This is a genomic window from Haloglomus litoreum (assembly GCF_029338515.1).
GTDB classification, from domain to species: domain Archaea; phylum Halobacteriota; class Halobacteria; order Halobacteriales; family Haloarculaceae; genus Haloglomus; species Haloglomus litoreum.
On the sequence record NZ_CP119988.1, the window covers coordinates 3,086,733 to 3,102,855 of the forward strand.

Annotated in this window: 12 protein-coding genes; 9 read left to right on the forward strand and 3 right to left on the reverse strand. The window is 68.9% G+C overall.

Annotation, left to right across the window (positions count from 1 at the left end; genetic code table 11):
• From P2T62_RS15445 to P2T62_RS15455, 3 genes are all read right to left on the reverse strand, one after another.
• Complete coding sequence (locus P2T62_RS15445; protein ID WP_276257964.1) at positions 1–447, reverse strand: phage tail protein; 447 nt, start codon at positions 445–447, stop codon at positions 1–3.
• Between the two features lies 1 nt (position 448).
• Positions 449–730 carry a twin-arginine translocation signal domain-containing protein gene (locus tag P2T62_RS15450; RefSeq protein WP_276257965.1) on the reverse strand — a complete coding sequence of 94 codons (282 nt, stop codon included), beginning with the start codon at positions 728–730 and terminating at the stop codon, positions 449–451.
• A gap of 234 nt (positions 731–964) precedes the next feature.
• A complete protein-coding gene (locus P2T62_RS15455) occupies positions 965–2,191 on the reverse strand; it encodes a PGF-CTERM sorting domain-containing protein (RefSeq protein ID WP_276257966.1) in 1,227 nt (408 codons plus the stop codon).
• 208 nt (positions 2,192–2,399) lie between these two features.
• Here P2T62_RS15455 and P2T62_RS15460 point away from each other — a divergent pair, with 208 nt between their 5' ends.
• The 9 genes from P2T62_RS15460 to P2T62_RS15500 all read left to right on the forward strand — a co-directional run bounded on the left by P2T62_RS15460 (position 2,400) and on the right by P2T62_RS15500 (position 15,797).
• Positions 2,400–5,813: a PGF-pre-PGF domain-containing protein gene (locus tag P2T62_RS15460; protein ID WP_276257967.1), complete on the forward strand. Its 3,414-nt coding sequence runs from the start codon at positions 2,400–2,402 to the stop codon at positions 5,811–5,813.
• A gap of 81 nt (positions 5,814–5,894) precedes the next feature.
• A complete protein-coding gene (locus P2T62_RS15465) occupies positions 5,895–6,710 on the forward strand; it encodes an ABC transporter ATP-binding protein (RefSeq protein ID WP_276257968.1) in 816 nt (271 codons plus the stop codon).
• Complete coding sequence (locus P2T62_RS15470; protein ID WP_276257969.1) at positions 6,707–7,978, forward strand: ABC transporter permease family protein; 1,272 nt, start codon at positions 6,707–6,709, stop codon at positions 7,976–7,978. Before P2T62_RS15465 ends, P2T62_RS15470 begins: the two co-directional genes overlap by 4 nt.
• On the forward strand, positions 7,975–9,282 hold the full coding sequence (locus P2T62_RS15475) for an ABC transporter permease (RefSeq protein WP_276257970.1): 1,308 nt from the start codon (positions 7,975–7,977) through the stop codon (positions 9,280–9,282). The genes P2T62_RS15470 and P2T62_RS15475 overlap by 4 nt, the downstream gene beginning before the upstream one ends.
• Before the next feature lie 151 nt (positions 9,283–9,433).
• Positions 9,434–12,460, forward strand: coding sequence for an FtsX-like permease family protein (locus P2T62_RS15480; RefSeq protein ID WP_276257971.1), 3,027 nt, complete (start codon positions 9,434–9,436; stop codon positions 12,458–12,460).
• A complete protein-coding gene (locus P2T62_RS15485; protein ID WP_276257972.1) occupies positions 12,453–14,171 on the forward strand; it encodes a sodium:phosphate symporter in 1,719 nt (572 codons plus the stop codon). Before P2T62_RS15480 ends, P2T62_RS15485 begins: the two co-directional genes overlap by 8 nt.
• A gap of 144 nt (positions 14,172–14,315) precedes the next feature.
• Entirely contained in the window at positions 14,316–15,032 is a 717-nt protein-coding gene (locus P2T62_RS15490) for an ABC transporter ATP-binding protein (protein ID WP_276257973.1), read from the forward strand.
• A 92-nt stretch (positions 15,033–15,124) separates the two neighbouring features.
• Positions 15,125–15,406 (forward strand): antitoxin VapB family protein, encoded by a 282-nt coding sequence (locus P2T62_RS15495; protein WP_276257974.1) that lies wholly within the window; start codon positions 15,125–15,127, stop codon positions 15,404–15,406.
• Positions 15,387–15,797 (forward strand): type II toxin-antitoxin system VapC family toxin, encoded by a 411-nt coding sequence (locus P2T62_RS15500; protein WP_276257975.1) that lies wholly within the window; start codon positions 15,387–15,389, stop codon positions 15,795–15,797. The genes P2T62_RS15495 and P2T62_RS15500 overlap by 20 nt, the downstream gene beginning before the upstream one ends.
• Positions 15,798–16,123 lie beyond the last annotated feature (326 nt).

Genomic DNA, 16,123 nt, shown 5'->3' on the forward strand with positions numbered 1-16,123 from the left:
CTACTCCGCCCGCGTCATCTCGTCGAAGACGATGGTGACATCCTCGGTGGCGACGCCGCCGCCCTCGCTGGTCGCGTCGAGGGTCGGAGGGTCGTACCGCTTGGGCCACGCGTTCGTGAACTCCCAGCGGATCGCCTCCTCGCCCGTCTCGGTCTGTAGCACCACGGCGAGGTCCTTCCGGCCCTCCTCCATCCGCCCCTCGTCGACGGACTTGCGCCAGTCGAACAGCGTCGTATCCCCCTTCTTCGCCCCACGCTTCATCGTCAGGTCCTCGTACTCCGTCTGCCCCATGAGCTGGCGATTGTCGTCAGGGTCGGAACCCTCCCGGTACTCCACTTCCTTCGTGAAGCGTGCCGGGAGGTCGACGACCCGGAACCCATCCACCTCGACGCCGCCGACCTCGACCACGAACCGACCCGTCCGGAGCGGGCCGTGTCTGTCCGCCATCTCACTGTCCCCCGGTCCCGACGGTGCGGTCGTAGACCCCGGCGTGGTTCGTCAGTTCGACCCGGCTCCCGGCGGGCCCGTCGAACGAGAGCGTCAGTTCCTCCAGCGCCGTCTCGGTCACCTCCAGCGGCTCGTGGGTCTCGTCCGGGAGCCCCACGGCCGACGCCTCGAACGACTGCTGTGTCGGGTTCCCACACCCCGCCGTCGCGGTCGCGACAGCTGCGGTCGCCGTGACGAAACTCCGCCGTGAGACCGGTAGCCCGGACTCCCCCTCCTCGGTCATGAGGTGATATCTACGAAGGTGGTATATTACACTTATTCAATATTTATTATATCTTCGCGCGAGGAGACCGATTCCGTCCCGTACGCCAGTTCGTGCGGTTCGAGAGCTGTGGACCGGCTTCGGAGCACGTCAGGAATCACCACACCGCAGTCGAATTCTCGGTTGAGCGATAGCTCCCACAGACGGGGAAGGCGGTATCAGCCGGACGTCGACCGGGGCGAACTGGGACGGAACCTACGCCCGCCGTCGGCGGGTCAGGAGGAGTGCCCCGGCGAGCAGTGCGACGACGGCGACGACGGCGCCGAAGCCGGCCTGGCCACCGGTGCCGGTCGTGGTCTCCGGGCCGCCCGGCGATGTCGGGGTCGACGGCGTGATGACGCTCTCGTCGGTCGGGGTGGCCGTCGGGGTCGGACTCACGGTCGGGATCGCCGTGGTGGTCGACGTGTCGGTCGGGGTCGACGTGGCCGTCGCGCTCTCGGTCGGCGTGTCGGTGGGAGTCGGGGTTGCGCTCTCGGTCGGCGTATCGGTGGGCGTCGCTGTCGCGGTCGGCGTCGGGGCGGGGTCGCTGCCGCCCGACGACCCATCGTTCGACGAGCCACCGTCCGAGGAGTCACCGTCGTCGGACGGGTCGTCCGAGCCGCCGTCCGACGGGGGCGCGTCGGTCGGCGTATCCGTCGGCGTCGGCGTATCCGTCGGCGTCGTGGCCGACTCGATGGTCACGTCCTGGCGGTCGCTGATGCCGAGCGCCTCCTGATCGCCGGAGCTGGTCGTCTCCGGACCCCGGACGACGCCGTACAGCGCGTACGACCCCGACGAGAGATCGTCTGTCGGCAGGGAGGCCTCGTAGCTCCCGTCACCGGTCTTCGTGGCGTCGACCCGGACCATGTCCGTCTCGTTGCCGAGGACGACCTGGACCTTCGTCGGGTCCGAGGCGTCGGCGTCGACCTGCGAGATGGAGACGGACGCGTCGATGGTGTCGCCTCGGGTCGCAGCCTCACTGGAGGAGACGGAGACGCTGTAACCACGCACGACGAGCGGGTGGATCGTCTTGACGCCGCTGTTCTCGACGACGATGTAGTACGTCGACGGGTCGTAATCGCTCATGTCGTACGAGTAGTCCCCGCTGCCGGTCACCTGCCGCTCGATAATCCGCTGGGTGTTACCGTTCCGGTCCTTCAGGAGCACGTCGTACGTCGCGTCCGAGGGGGCCGTCACGGAGACGGTGTACTGCGAGTTCGAGTCCTGCTTCGCGATGGCGTCGACCTGATACGTCGTTCCCTCGACCGTCACCTCGCGCGACGGGATGGCGACGCTACCGGGGATGTCGATGTCGTAGCCGTTGGACTGTACGTCCAGCATCGCGTCGCTCCGGGCGGCCGGTTGCTGGAGCGCGGCGCTCGCTCCCGCACCCGATGCGACAACCACGACCGCCACGGCGAGAAGAACGGGGACTCGTCTCATCACGTGTTCCTGCGTGTCGTCGGGGGCATAAGTCTCTCTGTCACCCGTCGGGAATGGTGTAATTGACTGGATTGAAATCCTCCCCGCCCTGAAGGGCGGGGTTTAGCCTCAAATCTTCCATTATCCGCCTTCGTGGCGTTGATAGAACAAGTGTGCGCCTGTCGTACCCAAACTGTTTTCTACTAGCGTTCTGACCTATCTTTCGATAATGTCTCGGCTGAGAGCAGTTACGCTATCCTTCCTGCTGCTCGTGTCAGCGCTCGCTGGCGTGCTCGCGTTCGGCGCGGGCCACGTGGCGGCCACGAGTGGGGGGGATACGTTGGCAGTCGATGGTGACGGGGACTGTACGGTACCCGGTGCCAGTACAGAGTACTCAACGATCTCTGCGGCGGTCGGGAATGCCGCGGCGGGCGACACCATCGTCGTCTGCAGCGGTGACTACAACGAGGCGGTCACGGTGGACAAGTCGCTCACCATCGTCACCTACGAGGACAACGCCAACCTCGTCGGGAACACTCCGTCGGACTTGGGGACGGCGTTCGACGTGACCGCCGACGACGTGACCATCGGAGCCGGCGCACAGGCCGGCAACGAGGGCTTCACGATCACGGGGTACTCCAGCACCGGCATCAGCGCCGACAGCGTGAGCGGGCTGACCGTGAACAACTCCGAGATCGGCGAATTCGACGGGGGCGGTGGGACCGGCATCAGCGTGTCGAGCTCCGCTGATGTCGCAATCAGGAGCAATCTGGTCGGGAATGTCCAGACAGGCATCTCGTTGGATGACACCAGTAGTTCCGGTACGACGGAGGTCACCGACAACAAGATCGGCGAGGTCACGACTGGAATCGCGCTCACCAACCCTAATGATGTAACCATCAAGCGGAACGGTATCGTCGGAGCCGATGGGCGCGCAATCGACGTCGCGGTCCCTGGCAGCATCAGTGGCGTGAAGATCACGGAGAACGTCCTCGATGGAGAGGACGACGAGGATGCGACGAACTCCGTCGGCATCCGATTCAGAGGGGGTGGCTTCAGTGGAGGAGACCCTGGAGACGAGGCCAACGTCTACCTCAATCTCATCCGGAACAACACCCAGGGGGTCCACTTCTCGAGTAGTCCCAGTGATTTCGACCCGAGTGGCATCCGACTCGCGTTCAACTTCTTCCAGGATGGCACAGCCGACTCGACGGCATTGAACGCGGTCGACAACGATCTATCGACGGCGGTCGTCGCCCGGCAGAACTACTTCGCGGCCGATAGCGGCCCCAGCGGCGGTATCTCCGATCCTCGGACGGGAACGACTGCCAACGGTGACGGCCAGGGAGTCAGCGGGAGTGTCTTCTTCGACCCGTGGCTCGGCAAGGCGAACGTCTGCTCCGGCGGCCAGTTCACGAGCGCGTTCGACTCGGCCTCCTCGGAACTGGATGATATCCCCACGGAGATCCGCGGTGTCTCCATCGAGGCAGCGCTCCCGATCTGTGCCTGGGACCGTGCCGCGTTCCCGCTTCGCGGGACTACCGACTCCGCCGAGACGGTCGTTCCGCTCCCGCTGATCGAGGCGGGCGCCGGCGCACCCGGAAGCGCGACGAACAGCATCGACCGGGACGAACTGGTCGTCTACACCCAGGACGACGGCGTCACGCTCGAGTACTCCTCCGTCGACGGCGTCGCCGATACGTCTCAGTTCCCGGACGAACCGGTTCAGGTGCTCGTCCTCGAGGACATCCAGTCGACGCAGGAGTCCGATCTCCTGACGGGTGGCTCGTTCAGCAACGAGACCGGAGCGGTGACGCTGACGACCGCCGCGACGAGCGCTCGCGTCCTCGAACCCGGCTCGCTCAGTAGTGGCTCTATCACCATCAGCGACACACCGGAGACGCCCGGGCCCGTCGCGTACGTGGTCGTTCAACCCCAGTTCGGTGACGGGCTGACCGACGACACGCCCGGGGATGGGACCGTCAGCATCCAGGGCGGTGTGGACGTCATCGGCGCGACCGTCATTCCGGTCCAGGAGGCCGCCGGCGATGCCGGCCTGCAGTCCAGCACGGTGACCGCCGGCGACGACGTGGAGTTCGAGCCGAACTCGAACCTCGGAAGCGGCACCACGAGCCACGTCGTCGGAATCTACGACCGGGACGCGGTCCAGGGCGGCCTCGTGAAGGTCTTCGCCGACACCACGGTCGACGATGTCCTCGCGCTCTCGACCTCGACCTCGGACGTGACGATCCAGACCTCGATCACGGCCGTCAACGGGACGCTCGACTTCCAGGACGACATCGTGGTCGACACCGAGGCGTTCGGCCAGGCGATCGACCTGACGCTGTCGGGGACCTCGACCGGCACGCAGTCACTGACCGGCGAGGACTTCGTCGAGGGCGTCTCCCCGATGACCGTCGTCAACGCCTCGGCGACATCCCTCGAGGGCGGCCAGAGTCCGGGGACGGTGAACGTCGCCACGAACGAGAACTTCGAGCCCGGGACGTACCAGTACGTCTACCTCGCCCAGCAGGGCGGCGGCTTCGGTTCGTTCAGCACCGACGCCGGGACACTGACGATCGAGGAGCCGACGACACCGACGCCGCCGCCCGGCGACGGTGACGACGACGGCGACGACGGTGGCGGTGGCGGCGCTGGCGGCGGTGGGGGCGGCACCGGCGTCACCTCGCCGCTCGTCGTGAGCGAGGCCTCCATCAATCCGGACCGCATCGCACCCGGCGAGACCACGACCGTCACCGTGACGGTCCAGAACACGCGACCGAGGACGCCGCTCGTCAACCGCAACGTCATCGTGACGGTGAGCGACGAGCGGGTGGCGACGAGGACGATCACCCTGAATCCGGGCCAGCGCCGCACGCTGGAGATTCCGATCACCCTCACCGAGGAGGGACGGTTCACGGTCGGGGTGAACGGCCGACCCGCCGGCCTCGTCACGGTCCTGCCGGATGGCGTCCGGGACCGGAGTGTCTCCCGAGTCTTCGACCAGAACAGTCGCATCCCAGGTGTACAGGTCCGGTTCCCGAGAACCTCGGTCGGACAGATCACCTTCCCCGAGGCGGTCCCCGGCGAGGCCAGAGTCGACGAGCTCGACCGCTTCCCACAGGATGTCCCGGCGGCGCCGGGTCGCTCTGTGACGATGCTGGACATCACTGTGCCCGAGCAACTCCGTGGCCAGGGCGCGACCATCCAGTTCGAGGTCCAGCGCACCCAGCTCGCGGACCTCGGAATCGACGCCGAGAGCATCCGGATGTACCGCTTCAACGATGGCGAGTGGCAGCAGCTCAACACCACCATCGTTCGTGAGGATGACGAGAAGGTCATCTACGCGGCGGACACCCCGGGCTTCTCGTTCTTCGCCGTGACCGGGCAGGAGGCGACGCCGACACCCACGCCGACGCCGGCCACACCGACGCCGACTCCGCCGCCGGAGACACCGACCGACACGCCGACCGACACGCCAACCGACACGCCGACCGACACGGCCTCGCCCGAGGGGCCGACCGACACGCCCGGTGGTGGCGGCATCCCGCCCGCGGGGCTGGCTCTCGGGGCACTGATCATCATCCTGCTGGTCGCCGCGGCCGGCGCGGCGCTCTACCTCTCGCAGGAAGGGAACGCCTGATCGCGGACACGGCGCTCCCCTCTCGATACCGCTGACGGTGGCTTTTTGTCCGGACTGTACCCATAGTCGGCAGAGACATCGATGTCGAGTCCCCGCCAGTCGACGAGCACCCCTCCACCTGCCGAGACGGACCCGCCGACCGACCCGCCGGTCGTCTGTCGCGACGCCCGCCGCGAGTACCGGCGCGGCGACAGCGGCCCGGCCGTCACGGCACTCGACGGCGTCTCGCTGACCGTCGAGGCCGGCGAACTCGTCGCCGTGGTCGGCGCGAGCGGGAGCGGGAAGTCGACGCTGTTGCACCTGCTGGCCGCGCTCGATACGCCGACCGACGGGCACGTCGCCGTCGCCGGGACGGACACCGCGTCGGTCGGGGGCCGGGGCCGGACCCGACTGCGCCGCGACCACATCGGCATCGTCTTCCAGCGGATGCATCTGTTCCCGTCGCTGACGGCTCGGTCGAACGTCGCCTTGCCGCTGGTCGAGGCCGGCGTGGGCCGACACGCACGACACGCCCGGGCCGACGACCTGCTCGACCGGGTCGGGCTGGGCGACCGGCTCGACCACCGGCCCGACGAGCTGTCCGGCGGCGAGCGCCAGCGCGTCGCCGTCGCGCGGGCGCTCGTGCTGGACCCGGACGTGGTCGTCGCCGACGAGCCGACGGGCGAACTCGACACGGCGACCGGCGAGCGGGTGCTGGAGCTGTTCGCCGAGGCTGCCGACGACCGGGCCGTGGTGGTCGCCTCACACGACGACGCCGTGGCCGCCGCTGCCGACCGGGTGATCGAACTGCGCGACGGCCGGCGCGTCGACGACGCCGGCCGAGAGGGGGACGGGGCCGGCCGGGGTGGTACCGGTGCCGCTCCGGACGGCAACGGGGCCCGGACCGGGGAGCGATGAGCGAGGACGAGCCGGCGTTCGACCCGGAGGGGACGCGCCGCGGGCGGCTCCGTGGCGTCGTCGGCCTCGCGGGAGCCAGACTCGGCCATCGCCTCCGCGACCGTGACGGGCAGACCCTCCTCAGCGTGGGCGGCGTCGCCGTGGCCGTCGCACTGCTACTCATCGTGACGAGCGTCAGCGTCGGCCTCGTCACCGGCGGCACCGTCGGCACCGACGAGACGGACTACTGGATCGTCCCGGAGGGCTCCTCGGGGAGCGCCGTGACGGCGGTCGAGGGACAGCGGCTCGGCCAGGTGCATCCCGTCAGCGAGCGACTCCGCGACCGCGAGGGCGTGACCGACGCCACGCCCGTCCTCGCGGGGGTCCTCAGGTTCCGCCCGGCCGGGAGCGACGCCGAGGCCGAGTACGCGCTCGTCCTCGGTGTCATCCCTGGCGCGAGCGAGCAGCGCGTCGCCGGCCTCCCGACGGGCGCGCTGTCGCCGGGTGACCCGCACTACGCGGACGGGGCGTACGACGGCCCCTGGACCGGGGAGGCCGTGGTCTCCGAGAGCGCCGCCGACGCGTTCGTCCCCGGCGACGGCCGGCTCCGGAGCGGTGCGGAACTCGCGATTCCAGGGAAGGACACGGGGGAGCGGTTCACCGCCGTAACGGTGGCCCAATCCGACGGCCCTGGTCTCGGCCAGCTGCCGGTGGTCGTGGTGCATCTCGCCGAACTGCAGACGCTCACGGGCGGGACGCGGGGCGACGTGGCCGACCAGATCCTCGTCGCGACCGACGGCTCCGTCGCCGCCGAGGACCTCGCCGGCGTCTACCCGAACGTGCAGGTCCTGACCCGCGGCGAGTTGCTGACCTCGCGGGCGCAGTCGAGCGGGCTCCCGGTCGCGATGGCCGCCGCGGCGCTGGTCGTCGCCGTCGTCGTGGGCACCCTGTTCCTCGTGACGACGGTCGGGTTCTCCGTGCTGGCCGACGCCGAGGCACGGGCGGTGCTCACCGCCATCGGTGTCTCCGGCTCCTCCCGGGCGACGCTCGTCGCCGGGGAGACGCTGGCGACCGCCGGCGTGGGCGGGCTCGTCGGCATCGGGGGCTGGCTGGTCGCCGCTGGTATCGTCGCCGTGCTCGGCCAGTTCGGGACCGCGATTCCGTTCGCGGTCCGGCCGGTGTTCGGGCTGTACGGGCTGTTGGTCGCCCTCGGTGTGGGCCTCGTCTCGCTGCCGCCGCTGGTCGTGGTGAGCCGTCGGACGCGAGCCGTCCGGGAGGTGCTGCGATGAGGTCGGACGGTGACTCCCCGGGCGATGAGTCCTTGGGCAACCAGCCCACCGACGATGAGCCGCCCGGCCCGTCGTGGCTGCCCGGGACGCGTGCCCGCGCGGCGGTCGGTATCTCGCTATCGCAGGTCCGGCACTACCGCATCCGGTCGATCCTCTCGGTGGTCGGCATCGCGCTGGGGGTGGTGCTGGTCGTCTCGCTCGCCGGCCTGGGCTACGGGCTGACGACGACTGGCGACGAGGCCATCGACTATCTCGACCACGACCTCTGGGCGACCAGCGGGCAGGTCGAACTCAACCCAGCCGGCGTCGGCAGCGTCGCCAACCCCATCCCGGAGGCCCACCGGACGACCGAGGAGTTCGAGTCGCATCGTCGCGTCCGGGACGCGCAGGCACTCGCCTTCCAGACGGTGTACGTGAGCGAGTCGCCGTCGAACTTCGACACCATCGCCGGTGTCGGCCTGACCGGAAACGGATCGCGGGTAGTGGGCGGAGGTGGGTTCTCCACCGGCGATGTCCACTACGCGAACGGGAGCTACGATGGCCCGATGACCCACGAGATATTCATCGACGAGCGGACGGCGGAGCGCTACGACGTGGGTGTGAACGACACACTGTACGTCGGTGGCACCATCTACCAGGCCGAACGCAACGAGTTCCGCATCGTCGGTGTGACACGCTCGTTCTCACGGTTCCTCGGCGTCCCGACGGTCGCGATGCATCTGAGCGAGCTCCACGAGGTTTCCGGGACGACCGGGAGCGACCGGGCCAGCATCATCGGTGTCAGTCTCGCCCGGGGGTACGAGACTGAACCGTCACAGCGGGTACTGGAGCGCGAGTACGCCGACTTCGAGTTCCGGACCAACGACGAGCAGGTCGGCGCCATCATCGGCCGGCAGGCATCCGTATTGGCCGGCGCGGGAACGCTCGTCCTGCTGGCGGTCGTCGCAGGCATCGCGCTGGTCCTGAACACGCTCGCGCTCGTCGTCTACCACCAGCGCGAGGCGCTCGCCGCGATGAAGGCCGTCGGGATGCGAGGCCGCACGCTGGGTGTGATGGTCGGGACACAGGGCATCCTGTTCGGCCTCGTCGGGGGCGCCGTGGGCTGCCTGCTGGTACCGCCACTCGTCGGGGTCGTCAACGGGTTCGTGGCCGACCTGACGGGGTTCACGGAGCTCATCAAGACCCCGCTCTGGCTGTACGGCGTCGGCATGGGGCTCGCGCTCTCGATGGGAACGCTCGGCTCGCTCGTCGCCGGCTGGCGAGCCGCGAGTATCGACCCGCTGGCCGTCCTCTCTCGACAATGATCCGCTCCGACACTCACCGCGCCACCTCGTCGTACGACGGCCGGCGAACGGCATGGGGCGAACGCGATACATCGTGCTACACCAGCCGGTCAGTGTACGACATCCAGTACGAGATGTACGGTAGAGATGACACAGCCATCGAGGTGCGCGGATGAGCTATCGTCGCGCGCTTCTCACGCGCTGGTCGCGCCGTGACCGGCTCGCGGTGCTGGTGGTGGCCGTGACCGTGGCCTTTCTCGTCGGGACGACGCTGCTGGTCTTCGCCGCGGGCACACAGACCGCCACCATCGCCGCACAGTTCGACTCACCGGGGTCGGTGACGGTCCACGACTCACCCGCGGCTGCGGCCGCGAGCGACCCGGACGCGGTCGTGTTGCCGCTCGGCCGGTCGAACGGGACGACCGTCGTGGGCATCCCCGAGAACGCCTCCGTCGGTGGCGTTGCGCTCCGCGATGCCGTGCCGTCGGACTGGGAGGTCGTCACACCGGACGGGGTCGAGTCGCCACGCGCGGCGCTGGCCGTCCATCCCGATGGACGGAGTGCAGACGCACGGGACGGAGCGAACTCGACCGGCGCCAGCGGGGCCATCGCGAGGGCCGTGCCGAACGAGGGCGTCCCGCTGCTGTCGGCACTGGCATTCTTCATCGCCGGGACGCAGCAGGCACTCGTCGTCGTCGGCGTGGCAGCGGCGTGCGGGGGCCTGCTGGTCGGCGTGACGACCTACAGCGTCACGCGGATGAGCGTCCGCGACCGACGTCCGACGATCCGGGTGGTTCGAGCCACGGGCGGGCGGCCACGGACCGTCCTCGGACTGTTCGCGGTACGCGCCGGGCTGTTGACCGGCGTCGGCGTGGCGCTGGGCTACGCGATCGGCGTCATCGCGACGAATGCGGCCGTGAACGTCGCGGTCATGGCCGGGTTGCCGACATCGCTCGCCGTGCAGGTGTCGCCACGGGCGGTCCGGGTACTGGTTCCGTTGTTCGCCGCCCTCGTCGGCGTCGGCATCGGGAGCGGCATCGTCGCATCGTGGAGCGCAGCTCGGGCGCCGCCCGGGTCGCTAACGGACCCAGTCAGTGGACGCCCGAGCACGGACGCTGACACGGGAATCGTGGCGCGGCTTCGGGCAGCCGCACGGCCACGAATCTTGGGCTGGCAGCCGCTGATTCCGACCGCGGCGACACTGACGGCGTTCGTCCTGTTCGTCGGGCTGGCCGCGGGGCTGGCCGGCGTCGCCGCGCCGATCGCGGGCGGCGCCGGACCGCTCGCGGGGCTGGTCGACAGCGGGACCGCCGTCGAGACGACGACGATCGTCCAGCCCGGGAGCACCCATCCGGTGAGTAGTCAGCTCCCGGCCGGATACGCCGACGCGCTCCGGGCACGCGGGGCAAGTGCGAGTCCCGAGATCCTCCTGTTCGAGGTCGTCGACGGCCAACCAGTCCCCGCCCGCGGGGCGAACTACACAGCGTTCGCGGGGGTGACCGACGCCGACCTGGTCACCGGGCGTGCGCCACGGAACGCCTCCGAGGCCGTCATCGGGGCCGATGCAGCCGCGACGCTCGACCTCTCGGTCGGCGACCGGATGCTCCTAGGTGGGAGCACCCAGCCCGCGGTCACGCAGGTCCGGCTGGTCGGGACCTTCGAGGCCGCGGGCCCGTTCGACGACCAGGTCGTGGTGCCGCTGGCGACGGCGCGGTCGCTGACCGGCGTCGGTGCAGATCGGGCGAACCTCATCCGGACGACGGATCTCCCGGCTACGGACCCGACCATCCAGAGCGGCATCGGTGTCATCGGGCTCTCGACGCCCGACCGAGTGCCCGCCGAGGGGCAGCTGCGGGTCGGTATGACCGTTCGGAACGACGCACCCGAAGAGGGGACCGAGCGGATCACCGTCACGTACCGCAACACGACGCGGACCGTCGAGGTGACGCTGGCACCGTTGCGCTCGACGACCCGAACCGTCACCTTCCCCGCGGGTGCAGCCGGAACCGCCACCGTGGAAGCCGGTGACGCCAGCCGCAGCGTGACGGTCGTCCCCCGGGATGCACTCGTACTGGAAGGCGTCCCAGGGCGGGCACCGCCCGGGTCCGAGCCGCTTGTCCGGGTAGTCAACGCCTCGGGGACGCCGACACGAGCGACGGTGACGGTGACGAACGGGTCCTGGAACCGTTCAGTTTCCACGGGTGGCAACGGTCGGACACGCCTCGCGCTGCCCGCCACGGCCGGCACCTACACCGTGCGGGCGACAGCGAACGGAGCGACGGCCGCGGAAACGACGGTTACCGTCGCGACGAACGCGACCCGGCAGGTAGTGACTCGACTGACGGTCCGCCCGGACGCCCCCAGCACGCTCGTCCGGCCGACGGCGGCGCTCCGGTTGTCGAACCCCTGGAACCGGACGCTGACGCGTCGGGTGCAGTTGACAGGTCCCGGAGTCACACGGGGCCGGGAACTCCGGCTGGCACCCGGAGAGCGGACGGCACTCGAGACACGACTCGGTCGGCAGCCTCCGGGCGAGTTCACCGTCACCGCGACCGTCGGGTCGGGGACCGGCGCGACGGCGCTGAACACCACCTACCGCGTGACCGGTGACGACCGCATCGTCGCGGCGCTGGCGACCAGTGGCCGGACGGGGACGAGCGGTATCGGCCAGGCGATCGAGGTGGCGTTCGGGAACTTCGGGCTGCTCGTCGGGACGCTCGTAGGGCTCGCAGCGCTGATGACCGTCGGCGGAACGACCGCCGCGTTCGCGGCTGCCGTCGCGGCGCGCCGCCGGACACTGGGTGTCTTCCGTGCGACGGGGGCGACACCCGCTCGTGTCGCGCGGCTGGTGCTGGCCGACGCGCTGCGAATCGGTGTCGTCGCGGCGCTGCTCGCAGTCGCCCTGGCATCGGTCGCGCTCGCCGGCCTCGGGGCTGCCGATCTGCTCGTCGTGTTCGGCGTCCGCCTCGGCTTCCCGACGCCGGCCGTGCTGGCCGTCTGTGCTGCGGGCGCGGTGCTGTTGACGCTCGTGGCTGCCGGCCTCGCGCTGGTCGGGCCACTCCGGGCGCCGCCCGGTTCGTTACTCGGTGGCGGCGGTCCGGAGCCCCCCGACGCGGCCACTCGAAGCTCGGACCGGCAGCCTCGCCCGTCCGGGGCGACCCTCGGTGTGGATTCAATCGATGGTGGTGACGATGACTGACCGGCGCCGTACACTCGTGCTCGTCGCGCTGGCGACGCTCGCCGTGGGTATCGCCACGCGGGCGTGGCCGCTCTACTGGAGCCCGTACCCGGCGACACTCGACGCGTTCCGGTACGCACGACTCGCGGAGGCGACAGTCGAGGGTGCGCTCCCGGTCGCCACACTCCAGGCCGACGAGCTCGTCTTCACGATGGTCCACGGGTTCCTCGCGGCCGTCACCGGCGTCTCGACGCTGCGTATCGCCCAGCCGATGGTCGCCGTGACGGGTGGGGCCTCCTGCCTGACCGCGGTGGCGCTCGTGGCTCGCATCGGCCGCGAGCGCGGGTGGTCCAGCCGTCGGGTGCGGGTCGCGGCCACTGCTGCGGGGTTAGGTATCGCTGTCGAGGGGCTCTACCTCCGACGCTCGGGCGTGCCCGACGAGGAAGCGTTCGGATTGCTCATCGTCCCGCTGCTGGCACTCGCCGCGTGGCAGGCACTCCGGACGCGACGCCCGGCGTGGTGGATTCCGGCCGTCGCGCTCGCACTCACGATGCCGCCGCTGCACAACATGAGCGGGCTGGTCGCGGGGATGACGCTGACCGGCATCGCGACGGTCGCCCTCGTTCGTGCCCGGAATCGACGGGACGTCGTCGCGGCAAGCACGGTCGGGCTGGGATACTGGACCGTGTACTTCGGCTACGCGCTCACGGCGCCCGCGGTGGGACTGGAACTCACGTACAGTGGCCTGTTGCGCGGGACGCTCGGCCTGTTCGTCGCCTGGGTCGTCGCGGTCGGTATCATCGCCGTGTGGAGTCGGTCGGCATCGGCCACGGCACTCCGGCTGGCCTGGCTGCTCCCAGTGGGTGGCTGGTTCGTCCTCGTCGGCGTGAACACGGTCGTGACCATCTATCCGGGGACCGTTCCGTCACCGAACCTCATCGCGCTGCTCATCGGTGCGTACGCCGTTCCTGTCGTGCTGGTCGGCGTCGGGCTTCCCGAGGGCCGCGGCGGGAGTGGGACGCCGGCACTGGCCGCACTTCTCGCGCCCGTCACGCTCACCTACTACGCCCTCACCGCGACGCTCACGCCGCAGTTCTTCGGCCTAATCGTCCGTGTCCAGTCGTTCGCCCACCTGCCGGCGTTCGTGTTCGTCGGAGTCGCACTCGGAGTGATACTGGTCCACAGGGGCCAGGGAGAGACTGCTCGGTCACTGGCGAAGCCAGATGGCGGCGACACGGGCACGCGCACGCTGTTCGTCTCAGCAGCGAGCCTCGCGACTATCGGGCGGGTGGTGGTTGTCCTCCTGTTCGGACTTGCGCTCGCAACCACACTCCCGCTCGGCTACGTCGACTTCACCACTGGGTCGATTCCAAGCACGACGCCGCCCGCGGAGTTCCAGGCGGTCACCTTCGCCGAACGCAGTCTGAACGGTCCGTACGCGACCGACCACGGGCCGTCAAGAATCGGGATCCACTACTACGCGGAGACGAACGCGAGCCCGCAGGTCAGTCCGATCAGGAGTTGGCTCCGGGGCGGTGCGCCACCCGATTGTCCCGTACTTCTCCCCCGCGACTGGACGACGACTGGTGCCCAGTTGTATCCGGCAGCGCCAGAGACGCTGTCTCGGGAACAATACAACCGGTTCCTCGCCGAACGGAACGTGATCTACCAATCGAGCGGAGGCAATCCGCACGCGCTGGTGGTGCCGAGAGGGAATGCAACCACCTGTTAGTGAGCGGACAGGCTCCAGCAGGACTGACTCGACCGATGCCGCGTAACGGTCACATCGGCTGGGCATCACCACGACTTCGAGCGGCTACGCTCCAGAAGATCGAAAGCCGACAGCGTTAGGCCCCCGACCCCGGAACGGGGAGGCATGGCAACGGAGAGGCAGGGATCGACCGACGCGACCGACACCGCGGAGCCGGTCCTGGCCGCGGCCGGCGTCTCGGTCGACCGGGGAGGAACACGCGTTCTCACGGACGTCTCCCTGGCCGTGCCGCCACAGGCCCGCATCCTCATCCGCGGGCCGAGCGGCGCCGGCAAGAGCACGCTGTTCCGCGTCCTCGGGCTGCTGGAACCACCCAACGAAGGGCGGATACTGGTCAGCGGGACCGACGCCGCCTCGCTCCCGGAGCGCAAGCGGGCGGCGTTGCGGCGCGACCACGTCGGCATCGTCTTCCAGGACTTCCAGCTCGTCCCAGACCTGACGGCCCGCGAGAACGCCGCGCTTCCGCAGGAACACGGCGGCGACCGGGACGGCGAATGGCTGGACGAACTGTTCGAGCGGCTGGACATCGTCGACCTCGCCGACCAGTACCCGGCGTCGCTCTCGGGCGGGGAGAAGCAACGTGTCGCCATCGCGCGGGCGCTGGCGAATCGGCCCGCTGTGGTGCTCGCCGACGAGCCGACCGGGCAACTCGACCCCGACACCGAAGAGCGGGTGCTGGACCTGCTCGACGAGGCGACCCGCGAGACGGCGCTCGTGGTCGTGAGTCACGACCGAGCGCTGGGCGAGCGGTTCGAGCGGGTCGTGACGCTACGGGACGGGGAAGTACTCGAAGATGTGCCAGCATCGACTGGTTCGGATTGACCGACGACAGATACCGTCGCCACTATTTCCCGCCTCTGCCAGGATACCGCCCGGGGAAGAGTACTTGTGTTTGTGTACACAAACACATATGCATGGGAACGAAAACAATCGGGCTTCGCGAAGACGCGTACGAGCGGTTGAAAGCCCGGAAACGGGATGACGAGAGCTTCACGGACCTGGTGAATCGACTTCTCGACGAATCAACCGCTGACTGGCGAGAGGGATTCGGAACACTCCCCTCAGACGAAGCTACTGATCTCGAACAGTTCGCGAAAGAATCCCGCGAAGGACTCGGAGCAGGACTGGCAGACCGACAATCGAGAGCCGTGACGGCGTTGCGGGAGGTGGAGTCTGATGACGAGGAGAGTTCTTGATACCACGTTCCTGATCCACTACTGGGGTGGCGACCCACGGGCCGAACGGTATCTGGAGGCTCACGAGGAGGAAGCGGAATTCCTGACGACGACGCTCAATCTCAAGGAGATCGCTGTCGGACGGCAGTTGCAGGGTGCGTTCGACCGGCAAGAAATCCTCGCGACGTTCGACTGGCTGACTGTCGTTCCGTTCGATATCGACCACGCGTTCGTTGCTGGTGAGCTGGAGGCAGTCCTCCGTCGAACCGAATCTCCGAATCAGGACCGGGTAAATGCAGTACTGGGAGATCTGCTGATTGCGGCCGTCGCCCGGGATCTCGATGCGGCCGTCGTCACGGAGAACGTCGACGACTTCGAGACGTTCGGGGGCGTAGCTGTCGAATCATACTGATACTCATCTCGAGGGATTCTTCCTCCTGCGGGTTCGTCCAGTGCAATAATCGACCGTGGAGGATTCGGACGTCTGTTCCGTAGCACGTCGGGCCCTGGAATTACGTGCCGAGGCCAAGTTCGATAGCCTGTTCTTTCACTCACGGGAAGGGACAGGCGTATATCCCGGCCGCGATAGCAACCGCACGACGTGAACGACACGGTCACGATAGGGGTGGTTGCGGTACTGGTGGTTCTGTCGGGGTGTTCCGGGCTCGCCCCGGGAGGGGCTGATACGGATCCGTCCCCGGCCGGAACGCCGACACCCACGATACAGCCAGAATCGAC

Excerpts from the sequence above, each read along its gene's own strand:
- P2T62_RS15490 (WP_276257973.1), top strand. The coding sequence starts at position 14,316 with ATGGCAACGGAGAGGCAGGGATCGACCGACGCGACCGACACCGCGGAG.
- P2T62_RS15455 (WP_276257966.1), bottom strand. The coding sequence starts at position 2,191 with ATGAGACGAGTCCCCGTTCTTCTCGCCGTGGCGGTCGTGGTTGTCGCA.
- P2T62_RS15465 (WP_276257968.1), top strand. The coding sequence starts at position 5,895 with ATGTCGAGTCCCCGCCAGTCGACGAGCACCCCTCCACCTGCCGAGACG.
- P2T62_RS15450 (WP_276257965.1), bottom strand. The coding sequence starts at position 730 with ATGACCGAGGAGGGGGAGTCCGGGCTACCGGTCTCACGGCGGAGTTTC.
- P2T62_RS15480 (WP_276257971.1), top strand. The coding sequence starts at position 9,434 with ATGAGCTATCGTCGCGCGCTTCTCACGCGCTGGTCGCGCCGTGACCGG.
- P2T62_RS15500 (WP_276257975.1), top strand. The coding sequence starts at position 15,387 with ATGACGAGGAGAGTTCTTGATACCACGTTCCTGATCCACTACTGGGGT.
- P2T62_RS15495 (WP_276257974.1), top strand. The coding sequence starts at position 15,125 with ATGGGAACGAAAACAATCGGGCTTCGCGAAGACGCGTACGAGCGGTTG.
- P2T62_RS15470 (WP_276257969.1), top strand. The coding sequence starts at position 6,707 with ATGAGCGAGGACGAGCCGGCGTTCGACCCGGAGGGGACGCGCCGCGGG.
- P2T62_RS15475 (WP_276257970.1), top strand. The coding sequence starts at position 7,975 with ATGAGGTCGGACGGTGACTCCCCGGGCGATGAGTCCTTGGGCAACCAG.
- P2T62_RS15485 (WP_276257972.1), top strand. The coding sequence starts at position 12,453 with ATGACTGACCGGCGCCGTACACTCGTGCTCGTCGCGCTGGCGACGCTC.
- P2T62_RS15445 (WP_276257964.1), bottom strand. The coding sequence starts at position 447 with ATGGCGGACAGACACGGCCCGCTCCGGACGGGTCGGTTCGTGGTCGAG.
- P2T62_RS15460 (WP_276257967.1), top strand. The coding sequence starts at position 2,400 with ATGTCTCGGCTGAGAGCAGTTACGCTATCCTTCCTGCTGCTCGTGTCA.